At 55.4% G+C, this 13,524-nt stretch carries 12 protein-coding genes and 1 pseudogene; all 13 read left to right on the forward strand.

The window, feature by feature from the left end; all coding sequences use genetic code 11:
* Positions 1 to 469 (forward strand): annotated as a pseudogene (locus BG83_RS29965) (hypothetical protein); the annotation flags it as partial.
* Positions 466 to 2,355, forward strand: a complete 1,890-nt coding sequence (gene traD / locus BG83_RS0125555) for a conjugative transfer system coupling protein TraD (RefSeq protein ID WP_024979420.1) — start codon at positions 466 to 468, stop codon at positions 2,353 to 2,355. The pseudogene BG83_RS29965 and the gene traD, both read left to right, overlap by 4 nt.
* Positions 2,356 to 2,397: 42 nt before the next feature.
* Entirely contained in the window at positions 2,398 to 3,024 is a 627-nt protein-coding gene (locus tag BG83_RS0125560; protein WP_024979421.1) for a hypothetical protein, read from the forward strand.
* Positions 3,021 to 3,659, forward strand: a complete 639-nt coding sequence (locus BG83_RS0125565) for a DUF4400 domain-containing protein (protein ID WP_024979422.1) — start codon at positions 3,021 to 3,023, stop codon at positions 3,657 to 3,659. Before BG83_RS0125560 ends, BG83_RS0125565 begins: the two co-directional genes overlap by 4 nt.
* Before the next feature lie 110 nt (positions 3,660 to 3,769).
* Positions 3,770 to 4,819 carry a CpaF family protein gene (locus BG83_RS0125570; protein ID WP_024979423.1) on the forward strand — a complete coding sequence of 350 codons (1,050 nt, stop codon included), beginning with the start codon at positions 3,770 to 3,772 and terminating at the stop codon, positions 4,817 to 4,819.
* Positions 4,761 to 5,120 (forward strand): TrbC/VirB2 family protein, encoded by a 360-nt coding sequence (locus BG83_RS0125575; protein ID WP_024979424.1) that lies wholly within the window; start codon positions 4,761 to 4,763, stop codon positions 5,118 to 5,120. The genes BG83_RS0125570 and BG83_RS0125575 overlap by 59 nt, the downstream gene beginning before the upstream one ends.
* A 15-nt stretch (positions 5,121 to 5,135) precedes the next feature.
* Positions 5,136 to 5,456, forward strand: a complete 321-nt coding sequence (locus BG83_RS0125580) for a VirB3 family type IV secretion system protein (protein WP_024979425.1) — start codon at positions 5,136 to 5,138, stop codon at positions 5,454 to 5,456.
* Positions 5,450 to 7,984 carry a VirB4 family type IV secretion system protein gene (locus BG83_RS0125585; RefSeq protein ID WP_024979426.1) on the forward strand — a complete coding sequence of 845 codons (2,535 nt, stop codon included), beginning with the start codon at positions 5,450 to 5,452 and terminating at the stop codon, positions 7,982 to 7,984. Before BG83_RS0125580 ends, BG83_RS0125585 begins: the two co-directional genes overlap by 7 nt.
* Positions 7,977 to 8,738 carry a conjugal transfer protein gene (locus tag BG83_RS0125590; RefSeq protein WP_024979427.1) on the forward strand — a complete coding sequence of 254 codons (762 nt, stop codon included), beginning with the start codon at positions 7,977 to 7,979 and terminating at the stop codon, positions 8,736 to 8,738. The genes BG83_RS0125585 and BG83_RS0125590 overlap by 8 nt, the downstream gene beginning before the upstream one ends.
* A gap of 28 nt (positions 8,739 to 8,766) precedes the next feature.
* Positions 8,767 to 9,540, forward strand: coding sequence for a conjugal transfer protein (locus BG83_RS0125595; protein ID WP_024979428.1), 774 nt, complete (start codon positions 8,767 to 8,769; stop codon positions 9,538 to 9,540).
* Positions 9,541 to 9,657: 117 nt separating this feature from the next.
* The gene (locus BG83_RS0125600; protein ID WP_024979429.1) at positions 9,658 to 10,959 is read left to right on the forward strand and encodes a type IV secretion system protein; all 1,302 of its coding nucleotides are present in this window, start codon (positions 9,658 to 9,660) and stop codon (positions 10,957 to 10,959) included.
* A gap of 414 nt (positions 10,960 to 11,373) precedes the next feature.
* A complete protein-coding gene (locus BG83_RS29755; RefSeq protein ID WP_182557894.1) occupies positions 11,374 to 11,532 on the forward strand; it encodes a hypothetical protein in 159 nt (52 codons plus the stop codon).
* Positions 11,529 to 13,469 (forward strand): AAA family ATPase, encoded by a 1,941-nt coding sequence (locus BG83_RS0125615; protein ID WP_024979431.1) that lies wholly within the window; start codon positions 11,529 to 11,531, stop codon positions 13,467 to 13,469. Before BG83_RS29755 ends, BG83_RS0125615 begins: the two co-directional genes overlap by 4 nt.
* Positions 13,470 to 13,524 lie beyond the last annotated feature (55 nt).

A 13,524-nucleotide genomic window follows, 5' to 3' on the forward strand; every position in this document is an offset into this window, starting at 1 on the left:
GAGCGACAAGGTTGATGGAGCCCGTTTGGATCCTCCGATTACAGAAGCGGGTGCACCGAGTGGCTTGCAAAATGCCCGCCAAACAGCGGCACCCTCACAGACTCTTACTTCGGGCGATCAAACGGATTTCTCATACGCGCAGTTTGTACCCGAACAGTTCCGCGCAAAGTACAAACCGTTCTTAGCGGAGACGCTGGGAAAGTTGATCTCAGACTACCGGTCTGGTGATCATCAGGCGTTTTTTCTGTTGGACCGCGATGGGCTTTGCGTGAGCTTCAAGTACGCCGGAACGTTGGGGGCGCCTTTGCCTGCACTGATTGACGAATTGGATCGACTCAACTTGCTCTACGTGGACCCCAAGAATCCTGGGAAAAAGCAACATCAGCGGCGCCTACCTGGCTCCGAGAAAGACACACCTTGTTTGGTCCTTGCGGCCCACGCGGCTCAGCATCTTGGGGTAAGTGCATGATCATCGATTTCCAGAACCTCTTCCGTCCGACGTATGAAGCCCGGTCCGCGGCGGCGTGGGGTGTGTCGCTGGTCTCAATGACGGGCATCGCTCTTACTTCGGATATCAGCACCTCGGCGTTTCTTTGGATGGGTGCTGGATCTGCGGGCATGCTGCTTTGGCGCGGAAGTCAGGCGAAACGGATTTGGGATTTCAAGGCAAATTTGGCAGGAAAACCGTTCACGTTCCTGAAGGCAGACGTAGTTCGAATCAACATTCCGAAGTTCGGTGACAACCTGTGGCTAGGGTGGGGCTTCAGATGGGAGCCAAGCCATACTCAGCAGGCAACGGAGATCATGAAGCGTGATCTTGCCGCCGTCTACCCACCGAAATGGTTCTTGAAGGTTCGAGGACTAAAGGGCTCTCAGCTCGACCCGAAGAATGCCAAGGGTCTTCAATGGATTCATGGGCTTGCGGAAGAAAGCGACATGCTGATGCCGCTGACGGCCATGCAAGGACACACGGCCGTCTTGGCAACCACCGGCGCAATCAAGACAACGTTGTACAGCCTGCTGGTGTACCAGCTTGCGTTGCGCGGCTACACGATTGTCATCCTGGACCCAAAAGGTGACCACGATCTTAAGGAGATTGCGAGGAACGCTGGCACGCTATCGGGGCGGCCCGAGAAGGTGCTTACGTTCCACCCTGCATTTCCCTCGGAGTCCGTGCGAATCGATACGCTTAAGAACTGGGACCGCGAGACACAGGTTGCTTCCCGGATTTCTTCTTTGATTCCCTCCGATGGTGACGAGTCATTTCGGTCGTTCGTGTGGATGCAGGTCAACCATGTGGCTCAGGCACAAATCTATACCGGCACACGCCCGTCCTGGTCGTCTTTGCTCGACGCGATCCAAAACCTTAACGGGGCGCAGAAGCTTCTGGAAAAGGCTCTGAGGAAATTCTTCACCCTCAACGTCCCACTCTGGGAGAGCCAGGTCGCTCCGCTTGTTTCAAAGTACAACAAGCCGGAGAAAGGAAAGGGCGGCGATATGGAAGGCGCCTCCCCTGAGTTGCGCGCCTATGTGGAGTTCTTTGAGACTGCTGTCCCTGAGCGAGAACAACCACGGCAGATCAAGGGGCTGATTAGCACCGTACGGTCGAATCGTGAGTGGTTCGCAAAGATGATGGTTCTCCTACTGCCGCTCCTCACCAAACTTACCGCCGGCGAGTTGGAGGGTCTTCTTAGCCCTGACTACGACGACATCGACGATCCGCGGCCAATCTTTGACACCAAGAAAATCGTCGACGGTGGGTACATCTTCTATGCGGGACTAGATTCTCTGAGCGACCCGGAAGTTGGATCGGCGATCGCGGCAGCACTCTTGTCTGATCTCCAGGCCGTTGCGGGTGAGCGCTACAACTACGACAAGAATGTCAAAGACAAGTCTCGCATTGTGGTCTTGATCGACGAGTGGGGCGACGTGATGTGTGAGCCTGTGATTCAGGAACTCAATAAGGGCCGCGGCGCGGGCCTTGACATCATTGCTTGCGGCCAGACCTTTGCCGACCTTGCAGACAAGCTAGGGTCAGAAGTAAAAGCGAAGCGAATGATAGGGAACTTCAACAATCTGATCGCGGGTGCAACGCAAGACGCTGATACGCAGGAAATCATCGCCGAGAAAATTGGCGAAACATTCATCAAGAAGGTTTCGCGAAGCCATGGCCGAAATTCGAAGACAGAAGACCACGGCATCGAATTCGGTGGATCGGTGAGCGAAACAGTCTCGGAGGAGGCCACAGAGCTTTTTCCGATCACGCTCATGAGCAAGCTGCCTGACCTGCATTACATGGCGGTCTGGAATCGAGGCACTGTCATCAAGGGGCGCATTCCAAAACTCGTTCTGTAACGAGTGAATGTCCACCTCCATAAATCACGCAAGAAGCAAGCTATGGAATCGCAGGTAATCGACCTCGCTGGAACCGAGTTTCGCAAGCGCACCCGAGGCGCGCGAGAGGTCAACGTATCAAGCATCAGCCGGCAAGGGGACGTAATTCTGGCGAACGTCCTCCGTTCCACGGAAACGAAGGCGTCGGCGCGGCCGATCTTCCATCAATGGCCGACCTTGCAACAATCGGCCATGAAGTTCTGCGAGATTCTGTCTGAAAGCTATCCAGGTGCCGACGGTGAATCATTGGTCGTTGAGGCAATACGGACCGCAATCCAACGGTTTCTTGAAGTGTACGAGACGTCCCGCAGAAGCACCGATTCAATGGTTGCTTTCCTAGAGTCGCTCGCTCTTTCGGCCGACGTCGCCATGGAATACATCGCGGTCGGCTTTGACGCATCCGGTCGGAGGCGTACTTGGCCGCCGTTTGAAGAACCCATCGGTTCATGGGCCCGCCGCCTTGGTCTGGAAACAATCAGATTTGTCCGCATCCCTCCCCCGGAGCCTGAAGCCCGACTGGGGAATCGATATCTGCTTTGTAGCCGGATCATGACGGCCAAAGATATTGGTCGGGTAAGTGAGCTGCCGGGCGGAACGTTAGAGCAGGCAAGATCTGGAGCCGCGCGATGAAATGGGGACTGCATCTCAAGTTCTGGATCCTGCTAACCCTGGTCGTCCTATTGTCTGTGCCGGCCTTGGTGTCGGTGCAGTCGGGATTGGACCGGGTAGCCCGCGAAGTTGAAATGACGCGTTCGGTCTTCGGCGACGACATGACGGAGCACATTGTTGGCCGGGCGAAAGCTGTGTACAAGGCCGCCTTCGTGGATACCGGATTTATCGCAGATCTAAACAAGACACATCTGTCAGAAGACGATGTGCGCAAGGCACATGCGATGAGCGGTGCTTTGAAGCACTTTTCCGCGCTCACCAATTCTTACTTCGGCTCTATGGTGATCAATCTCTACGGGATGATGATCCGTGTGTTCATCATCGCGCATTGGTTGGCTTACGTAGCTCCGTTCCTCTTGGCCTGCGTGGTTGATGGCTACATGACGCGTGCAAAGAAGCTGGCGGGATTCGCATATCAGAATCCGAGCGCATTTTCGCTCGCAGCGCACGCTCTGCTTTGGATCATCTTCTTCCCGGTCATGTACCTGGTTGCCCCGCTGCCGGTGACCCCGTTGTTCATGCCCCTTTGGGCGCTTGTCATGGCGCTGCCTGTTGCAGTCATGCTCGCCAACTCGCAAAGGATCTTCGGTTCGTAACCTGTTCGCCCCGGAAACATCCCCCTCTTAGGCTGCGTTTCTCGCTATTTCTCCCTGAGAAGTACTAGTAGATTCGAAGCTGGCAAAGATTGTTGCACACGGGGGATGTGATGAGCGATCCAATTGGGGACGCGAAGAGCAGGCGCGAACAGAGTGTCTTGGCGAAGGTCCGGAACTGCCTGACGACTCTGCAAGAGTGGTTTGATGATCAATCGGTAACGGACATCATGATCAACCGGCCGGACGACGTGTGGGTCCAGCAGGGTGGCCGCCAATTCAGCACCGGCGCAAAGATCAGTGCGAGCCAGATTGAAGCCGCCATCACGCTGCTGGCGTCAAATTCCGGGTTCACCGTTAGCCAAGAGTCTGCTGATGCAATCGTCAGCACGAAGCTTCCAGGTTTCCGCGTTGAGGCTACGTTGCCGCCGGTGGCGGTCGACGGCCCGACCATTTGTTTCCGGCGAAACAACATGGTCGTCATGTCAATGGATGACTGGATCAGGCAGGGAGCCCTTCCCAAGGAGATCGCGGATTTCCTCGTGGACGTTGTTCGCAAGCGACTCGGAGTGGCGGTCGTCGGAAGTACTGGTTCGGGGAAAACAACTTTCGCCAACACGCTACTTGGCTGTTTCCCCGAAGGGGATCGGATTATCACCATCGAGCAGGTGCCGGAGCTTGTACTCAAAGCGCCGAACAGCGTACGTCTGCAAATCGATCTGCAGCGGAAGATTACTGCAAAGCGGCTGCTCGAGAGTGTGCTGCGACAGAACCCCAACCGCATCGTCCTCGGCGAGGCACGTGGTGCAGAAGCAAACGATTTGCTGCAGTCCGCCAACACAGGCCACCCAGGCCCACTCGTGACCCTGCACGCTAACAACGGCAGGGAAGGGTTGATTCGATTCGAGGACATGGTTGCGCAAGCGAGTGACGCGCCTGATAGCCGTGAGGGCATTCAAGTGCGTATCGCTTCTGCCTTCCAGGTGATGGTCTTCATGACTCTGGTTGGCGACGACCGGATTGTCGCTGAAGTAGTGAGTGTCGATGGCTTTAACCGCCAGACGAAAGAGTACGAAACCAAACTGATCTATAGGAGCAATCGATATGAAACTTTTGATGTCCCAACTGTCGGTATTCAACACGATCTCGCAGAAGCAGCGTAAATGGGCAGCGTTCGCGCTCCTGTCGGCTGTAGGGATTTCTTCCACGCCGGCTCTCGCCGTAATGACGCTTCCGATCACGGGCATTCTGTGTGATTTTTTCCACCTTATGACCGGCCCCGTCGGCTACGCAATCTCAGGGATTGTTGTGGTGATCCTGGGGTTGCTGTGGGCTGCGGGGGAGGTCAGCGGTTGGATCGGCCGCGGCTTGGCGGTCATCGTTGGCATTTCCATCGCTTTGCAAGCAGCTACCTGGTTGGGCGCGATCCAAACATCGGGTGGCGCTGCAGGCAGCGGCTGCTAAGAGAAGGGGGACGCTATGGATTACGAACCGCGCACCACAGTAATCCACCCCTCCCTGATGAGAGTTCAAACGATCGCTGGCGTCGAGCGGCGCCTTGCGATCGTTCACATCTCGATCGCTGTCGCGATGCTTGGGGTATGGCGCATCTGGTTGTATTTACCCGTCTTCGTCCTTCTGCATCTGTTCCTCGTTTGGCTTACCAAGCGAGACGAAAACATCTACCAGATCTACACGCAGTACAGCAAACAGTCTGACATCTACGACCCATGGGTCCGGATCGATCGGAAGTCAAAAATCAAGCGGCCGCACGGCTTTGGGCGTGACATCCTATGTTGAGCATTAAGGCGATTCTCGGCTCGTACCTCAAATCGGTCCGCAGCTTCTCTGAGATGGTTCCGTGGATGGGGCTGAATGCCTCTGACATGGTATTCAACGTCGATGGGTCGTTGATGGTCGTCTATGAGGTCGCGGGTATTGATGCTGAGGGGCGCCTTCCAATTGAGACTGACGGCTACGTTGAAAACTTCGAGCGGGCGCTGAAGGTCTTTGACGAGCACATCCTCGTCTGGTCGATCATGGACCGTCGTCGGACAGAGCATTATCCCGACGCCGATTTTCCCACGCCGATCGGTAAATACCTCGACCTGACTTGGAAGCAGCACTTATTCGGGCAACGCCAATACGAGAACCGGCACTACTTCGCCGTCATCTACCGGAATCTCGGCGGCACTTCCGGCTTCTTCGACAAGCTGTCAAACCATATGGACCGCTACAAGGTTGGGCTTTTGCCCGCCCTTTGGAAGCTGGGGACGGCGGCAACGTCCGCGCGCAAAAATGCATCGTTCGCATTCGAGCAGTTTGATTCGCATGAGAACCATTTCCGTCAGATCCTCGAAGAATTCGAGACGACCGTCGGCTCTCTCGGATTCAAGAAGCTGCAGAACAACGAGTTGTTGACGTTCATGCATCGGCGAGTTAGCCCGCCGAATGACCACCATCGTGTGGCCATGCCTGATACGCCTATCTATCTCAATACGTATCTCCCGGATTCGACGCTTCGCCGTAAGAAAAAGCACCTCGAGTTCGAAGGTGACGTGGTCCGCTACGTCGGCGCCATGAGTGTAAAGAATTGGCCAAACGTCATCGGTCCTGGTGTAACGGACCCGCTCCTGCAGATCGACGGCGAGATCACCGTCAGCCAGTGTTTTGAGATTTGGCCAAAGGAAAAAGCGCAGAAGTACATACAGGACACACAGGATCACTTCATGGCTTCCTCGAAGCCGTGGATGAGCCTCATGATCGAGCAGATGACCAAGACCGAATCGGACAAGGTCGATGCGGGGAAGCTCGCGCTCGCGGACGACGCTGCATCCGCGCTCGAGGACTTGACTGCACGTGAGCGGCAGTTTGGTCACTACAACATGACCATTCTGTCGTACGGTGACACCGAAAAGGAGATGGAAGAGACGCTGTCGGCAGTTGGCAGCGCAATGCGAACTCTCGTCGGCGCGAAAGTTGTTCGCGAGCGCATGTACGCGTTGTCGGCCTTCACTGCGACTCTGCCAGGCCAATGGGCAAACATCGTTCGATGGGGTTTCGTGAACGTCGGCAATCTCGCCGATCTTGCCCAGCTTCGTGCCATTCGCACCGGTGACCGGCGCAACACGCACTTGTCGGCCCAGCTACAACGGCCTATTCCAGCGCTAGCGTTGCTGCCCACCGAGCATAACGTACCGTTTAACTACAACTTCCACCAGGGAGATCTGCCTCACTTCTTCGTTGTCGGCCCTTCACGCTCCGGCAAGACCACGTTGCTGAACTTCCTCATTTCGCAGTTCTTCAAGTACCACCCTTGCAATGTCTTGATCTTTGACAAGGACTATTCGTGCTACGTGACCTCTGGCCTGCAGGGCGCCAAACACATTGACATGAACCCCAGTACTGGGAAGCCACCACGGATGAATCCGCTGCGCGTGGTGAAGGACTTGACGAAGCGCGGTTGGCTAATGCGGTGGCTTCAACTTATCGTTACCTTGCGGTCGTATGAGTGGAAGACCGAGGATGAGCTTACCTTCAACAAAGCCCTGAACATGTTGGCCGATCAGCCCCCTGAGCACTGGCGGCTGTCTGAACTCGCTGACTTTGTGCGCCCGCTGTCGAGTGAGCTCTACAAGGAATTGCTGCCGTGGCTCGAGGACGGCGGCACGTATCCTCATTTCGACAGTGTCGAAGATGACTTCCGGCTGTCTGACTTCACTGATGTTGAGATGGGCGGTCTGCTAGAGGACGAGATTCTGGCGCCAGTGTTTATCGACTATGCATTCTTCTGCATTGATGAAATGCTGACGCTCGATCCAACGGCGGCAATTAAACCGACGTTGATTTACCTCGAAGAGGTTTGGTATCTCCTGAAGAATAAAAAGCTTCGTGAACGCTTTGACAACTGGCTTCGCACTTTGGCTAAAAAGAATGCAATTGTCGGAATGACAACACAATCTTTGGCGGAAATTGCAGACAGCGATATCTTCACGACGATCATCGACAACATTCAGAACCGGATCTTCTTGCCGAATCCGAGCGTGATGGCGCACCTCGACTTGTACCGCGATAAGTTCCAGCTCAATGCCGAACAGATCGAACGGATCCGCACAGCAAAACGTAAAGTTCAGTATTACTTTGTCAATCCCGAGGGGATGTCTCGGATGGTGAACGTCAAGTTCCCGCCAGAAATGCTTGCATGCCTGCGTTCGGATCAGCTGGCCAAGAAGAAATTCGAGGAGTTCAAAGCCAAATTGGTGCCAGATTGGCAAGAGCAGTTCATCGAAGAATTGGTGCGCATCGGGGAGGCCGCGGAAAGTGAATAAGCTAATCGCAGTAGTGATCGCCACGTTTATTTCGGGTTCGTGCTTTGCCGGCGGGATGCCAGTGTTCACAGGCGGGCTTGTGTTCGATCCGTCGAACTTCGCCCAAAACATTGTCAAGGCTGGCCAGACCGCGCAGCGGGTCGTCACGCAGGCTCAACAGTATGCGACGCAAATCCAGCAGTACCGGATGGCTGTACAGCAGTTGAAATCGCTTGATCCCCGACAGCTGGCTGCATTGGGCGGGGTATCAATGACTGACTTGCAGTCTGTCTACAACTACATCGGCAGCTTGAAGAATGTCATGGGGGATTTGAACAACGTTTCTGATGCCTTGAACAAGCGGTTCACTGAAGCGCAGCTTTCGGGACGTAGTTGGCAGGACTATTTAGCATCGCAACAAGATGCAGTAAAAGCGAACGTCAAAGCGGCGCAGATCCGTGCGCAGAACGAGGCGGCGCTTTTGAAATCGGTTCAGGATGACTTCGCAATGGCAGCTGAATGGCAAGCGCAGATTCCTGCCACCTTGGGAACAAACGAAGACGTGCAGCTACTTAATGCACAGATGAACCGGCTCGTTATGCAGAACGCCCAAGTCATGAGATTGTTGGTCGACCAGAACGGCGCGATGAAATCTGCTGCGCAGATGGACGAATTGGCGAAGCGAAAGCAGGACGCTGAATCAAGGAGCGTTTTTTACAATGCAATTCATCAAGACGGCCAGAACACCAAGTCGTTGGTGGATGGTCTCCGCTGACCGAAAATAATTTGCAAGGGAAACAATCATGAAAAAATTTGCCATCGCACTGTTCATGCTGATCTCATCGGCAACGGCTTCTGCGCAGTACATCGTTTGGGATCCGACGAACTACGTTCAGAACGCGATGACCGCTGCACAAACTGTGCAGTCTGTTATCCAGCAAGTGCAGTCCTACGCTACGCAGATCCGCCAGTATGAAATGGAGGTGAGGCAGCTCGCAGCGATGCCCGCGAATGCGATCAATACGATCAAGCAGATCCGGAACGTCAATCTTTCGAACGTCAACGGGTATATCAACTCCCTGCAAAGCCTGTACGGCAACCTCAACGGCATCTCCAATCAGATTAGCACTCAGTTCTCCGCGGCTCAGTTGAGCAACATGACCTGGGATCAGTACATGGACAAGCTCAAGACAGACGTCCAAAACGGCGTGGCAGCGGCAAAAACTCGGGCTCAGAACGAGGCCAACACGCTTCAGTCGATTCAACAAGACTACGAAATGGCCAAGCAGTGGCAGTCCATGATCCCGGCAACTGCGGGTACCCACGAGTCGATGCAGTTGATGAACACCCAAATGAACCGGATGGTCATGCAGGGCGCCCAGATGTTGCAGCAGCTTCAGGCTATGAATGGTGCCGACAAAGCGCAAGAGGATCTCAACAAGCAGATCGCAAAGCAACGAAACGGCGATGCCTTGCAGACGGTCGACAAGACAATCAGCACAGACAACGCAAACATGTCGAACCTGGTGAATGGCCTAAAAACAACTGGCGGTGGCTGGTGGGGTGTGGCGCACTGATTTGCCGCAATGTTGCGAGCTTCGAAATCGGCTCGCGGTTGCTGTTCAATCAATCAGCTAGCCAGGTGTTGGGTTGGTGAGGTCGCAGATATCTTATGGAACGCGGTTGGAGCGCTGATGCAAATCCTTAAGTCGAACGTAGTCGCTGCTCTTATTTGGGCGGCGATTCTCTTTGTGCTATTGGGAGACTCGACGAGCGCTTTCGCTCAGTCGGGCGGTAGTCAGTCGGTGTCCATCGGTGCGGCAGACGCAGGCTTCATCAACCAGGTCACTAGCCAGCTCAACAGTCTTGAGAGTAGTCTGCAATCCGCGTTCAGCAGCATGAGCGGAACGCTGTCCGCCAATGGCAAGGAATTGGAGTGGGCCCTGTTCAGCGTCATGTTTGTTTGGACGGGCGTGATGGGGATGCTGAAAGGCGAGACCCTCGGGGAGGTTTTCGCAGCCATCATTATGCATACCCTCATGCTTGGGATCGTCATGATGTGCCTCAACTCGAGTTCGCAGAATGCGTTGGTTCGGACGTTCTCGACCATCGCCAGTCAGTTCAATAGCGACGGCGCAAACTTGGCGGCCGGGTTTAAGGGTTTCTTCACTGCAATCTCAAGTTTGTGGACGGATGGGGGGGCTTCCTCGTCTAGCTCTACGTCAAACGGGAGTGGTGGTTGGTTCTCATCGTTGTTCCACACGATCGGTGACTTTGACTTGGGCTCGATGCTTGCGGCCCTGGCGATCGTCATTTTGAAGGTGATTACTACGGTGGTCATCGCAGGTGCATCCGCGATTTGGGCAGCCAATTACATCCTCTCTCAGGCGAAACTTTTTATCGGTATGGCCGTTGCGCCGGTGATGGTTCCGTGGCTGATCATGCCGTATACAACCTTCCTTTTTGATGGATGGTTAAAGTTCATGATCGGCGCCGGGATGATGCAAGTCGTTGGCGCCATCATGATCAAGATCACGAATATTCTCGTGACTACGATGACTTCGATTGCTGCTGGTTCAACTGCAACGAACGTGATCTTGTACGTCGTTCTCGTTGTCCTGGCCTTCATCATCTCGTATCTGATGGCAGAGATTAACGGGATTGCGATGGGCCTTCTGCAAGGAGGCTCGCGTGTCGGTTTCGGATTCAGCTCGCTCTCGAATCTGAAGAACTATGGTCCCCACAAGGGTATGGGCTATGCAGGTGGCAAGGCGGCAGCGCTTGCCGGTCGGGGTGCTAGAAATGCTGGTGCCGCCGTGGGGAATGCAGCGCGACGAGGAGTGGCTGCAGGCTATAACCGCGTTCGACCAGGAGGGGGAGTCTCGAGGTCAGCTACAAGCTCTGGCTCCACGAGTGGGGGAACTGGCTCGTCGGGTGGAGGTGTGCGTGCGACGATGGCTCAAGCGCGCAACGGCGGCGATAAGTCGAAGTCGTGATGGGACTGGACGGTGGCCGCGTTGCACCACCGTTCAATAATAGGAACTCGAAATGAGCACAAAAGTGAAGGAACCCTCTCAGAAGCAAAGACGTGCGAGCTTCGGGGAAGCGTTCGCGGGCGCGCTTAAACTACTTCGAAGCGGCCCTGATACTGAGGCGGAGTGGGAAGCACGTGAAGTCGAGCTCCATGCAATGGTCCGCGCTTCCATGTCTGGGGCCCTGGGGGTAACGCTGGCCAGGCTCTTGGTGCAACAGCCAGTGGTTCTGTTTGCGGGAGTGGCGGGGCTCCTCTTGTGGACGTGCTTGGAGGCGGCACCGTTCCTCTACCATCTGTTGGTGTAGCCCCAGGCTTGTCGAGAGGGCTTGTTTCCGGATTCCACTCGCGTAAATTGGCGAATAAGGAGATCCGGATCATGACGATGCTCTACCGAACCATACTGTTTCTTGTACTTGCCGGCTATGGCTTGTACTACAACACCGCCTTTAACGTGGTACCGGCTTCCGGCGAAGGCCAAGTTCGAACTCAGGCGGTTCGCCATCAAGTCGCCGGCCACCGGGAGAGTGGAAAATGAACCACTACTCGCGGTCGAACCCCTTCGACACTCTTCTTGGCCTCCTGGTAATCGCCGGCGGTGTCCTGACGGTGTTGACAGCTGTCGCCTGGGGTTGGGAGACCTACCAGCTGTTCACCTCGAGCCAGACAGCAAGAGACGTGGCGCTCTATGGGCGAATCGCTTCGGTCGTGGTCGTCATGTTTGGTCTCGCGGCCATACGTGTTCGGTCCGCCGGTTATGCAGCGATCACTGCTTTCGCCTTCAGCTGGATTGCGCTCCAATTTGGAGGCGCCCCTACCAGCGAGTTTTGGGGCTTTGCGGGTTTTCTTCCTATTCTGGCGTTCTATCCATGGCTCGCAATCCGATTTCCGGAGGCTTCCGAGAGCCGCGATCGCGAGCTCGCCAGCAATCCCGCGCAAGAGCAAGGTGCAAGTCGGCTGCCTCAACTTCCGGTCATGAAGCCCCGTAAAGACCTCTCCTCACTCGTTGGCATGGAGGAACTTAAGGGCCGGCTCCGCCATGCCACCGAAGAGATCCTCGGCGCACGAGAAGAAGGAAACGATCCCCGTAATGGCATTCTGCTGTTTGGTGAGCCAGGCAATGGAAAGACTGAGTTTGCGGAGTGCCTCGCAGGCGAATTCGACCTTCCGATGATCAAGCTTCGGACGGGTGACGTGGCCAGCCGGTGGAAGAACCAGACGACGGAAAGTGTAGTGCAGGCTTTTGCGCAGGCCAAAGCTCACGCGCCCTGCATGCTATTCCTCGACGAGGTCGAGAGCATGCTTGCTGATCGCGCGGGCATGGCCGAAAGCGGCAGCGAGGAAGGTAAGCTGACCAATACGTTGCTCACTCTGTTGGTTGATATTCGTGCGCATCGCGTCGTGGTTGTTGCGGCGACTAACTACTTGGATAGGCTCGACCCCGCAGGCGCTCGGGAAGGCCGTTTCGACTACAAGATTGAAGTCCCCGCACCAGATGAGGCGGCGCGCCTGGCCTTGTTGGAGAATTCGCTGAAGCGGTTTGTCCCGTACGCGGAGATCCAACGCTCGGCGATTGAGAGAGCTGCGAAGCGTTGGGTGGGCTATTCGAGCAAGCGTATTCAATCTGTCGGGGAGCAACTGCGTGAAGAAAAGCGCAAGAGCAACCGGACCAGCTTTGGCTTTGACGATCTGATGGCGGCCATGCGGGCTTTGCAGGGCCGTGCGGGGAAGATTCCAGAAAGCACGAAGAATATCGAAGACCTCATCCTTCCGGTTGCTTCCAGTAAGCGCCTGAAGGCCATTGCAACGCGCATGTCGAAGATTGGGCAGATCGAAGAACTGGGCGGGAAGGCTCCGACTGGCATCGTCTTCTGGGGCCCCCCTGGCACGGGGAAAACTGAGGCTGCCCGCGCTTTGGCGAAGGCAACAGGTTGGGCCTTCCTGCAAACGACAGGAAGCACGCTGATTGCCGATCCGGTTTCCTGGGACAAACTCATTCGAGAGGCCAAGGATATTCGGCCGGTGATTGTCTTCCTCGACGAGGCGGATGACATTCTGCGGAATCGACAGCTTTCGAACGTTGCGGCGCTGACAAACAAGATTCTCACAACAATGGACGGTGCTTCAGGTAAGACACCCGATATCGTATTTGTTGCCGCAACCAACTTCGTCGACGATATCGACGAGGCTGCAATGCGCGGAGGTCGGTTTACCGAAAAAGTTCGCTTTGAAGCGCCTGACGCCTTGGGAACCGAGAAATTCGTGATGGACTGGCTTCAAAAGCGCGGGATTGCTCCACAAAACAGCTTTGTCGCGCGAACTGTTCAGCTCCTTGAGGGAGAGTCGATCGCGAATATTGATGCGGTTTTGCAGGAGGCGGTCAATCAGTGTGCAGTCCGTATGCTTGATGGCCAGGAAGGGCATCTTACCGTCGACGATGTCGTTGATGCGCGCCAGGCGGTAGTTCGTAGCTAGTCCTGGAGACTCCGCGCATTCTTAGGGCCGCTTACATGCGGCCCTTTTTCATGCT

It is taken from the genome of Ralstonia pickettii (assembly GCF_000607165.1).
Taxonomy (GTDB): Bacteria; Pseudomonadota; Gammaproteobacteria; order Burkholderiales; family Burkholderiaceae; genus Ralstonia; species Ralstonia holmesii.

Excerpts from the sequence above, each read along its gene's own strand:
- traD (WP_024979420.1), top strand. The coding sequence starts at position 466 with ATGATCATCGATTTCCAGAACCTCTTCCGTCCGACGTATGAAGCCCGG.
- BG83_RS0125560 (WP_024979421.1), top strand. The coding sequence starts at position 2,398 with ATGGAATCGCAGGTAATCGACCTCGCTGGAACCGAGTTTCGCAAGCGC.
- BG83_RS0125565 (WP_024979422.1), top strand. The coding sequence starts at position 3,021 with ATGAAATGGGGACTGCATCTCAAGTTCTGGATCCTGCTAACCCTGGTC.
- BG83_RS0125570 (WP_024979423.1), top strand. The coding sequence starts at position 3,770 with ATGAGCGATCCAATTGGGGACGCGAAGAGCAGGCGCGAACAGAGTGTC.
- BG83_RS0125575 (WP_024979424.1), top strand. The coding sequence starts at position 4,761 with ATGAAACTTTTGATGTCCCAACTGTCGGTATTCAACACGATCTCGCAG.
- BG83_RS0125580 (WP_024979425.1), top strand. The coding sequence starts at position 5,136 with ATGGATTACGAACCGCGCACCACAGTAATCCACCCCTCCCTGATGAGA.
- BG83_RS0125585 (WP_024979426.1), top strand. The coding sequence starts at position 5,450 with ATGTTGAGCATTAAGGCGATTCTCGGCTCGTACCTCAAATCGGTCCGC.
- BG83_RS0125595 (WP_024979428.1), top strand. The coding sequence starts at position 8,767 with ATGAAAAAATTTGCCATCGCACTGTTCATGCTGATCTCATCGGCAACG.
- BG83_RS0125600 (WP_024979429.1), top strand. The coding sequence starts at position 9,658 with ATGCAAATCCTTAAGTCGAACGTAGTCGCTGCTCTTATTTGGGCGGCG.
- BG83_RS29755 (WP_182557894.1), top strand. The coding sequence starts at position 11,374 with ATGACGATGCTCTACCGAACCATACTGTTTCTTGTACTTGCCGGCTAT.
- BG83_RS0125615 (WP_024979431.1), top strand. The coding sequence starts at position 11,529 with ATGAACCACTACTCGCGGTCGAACCCCTTCGACACTCTTCTTGGCCTC.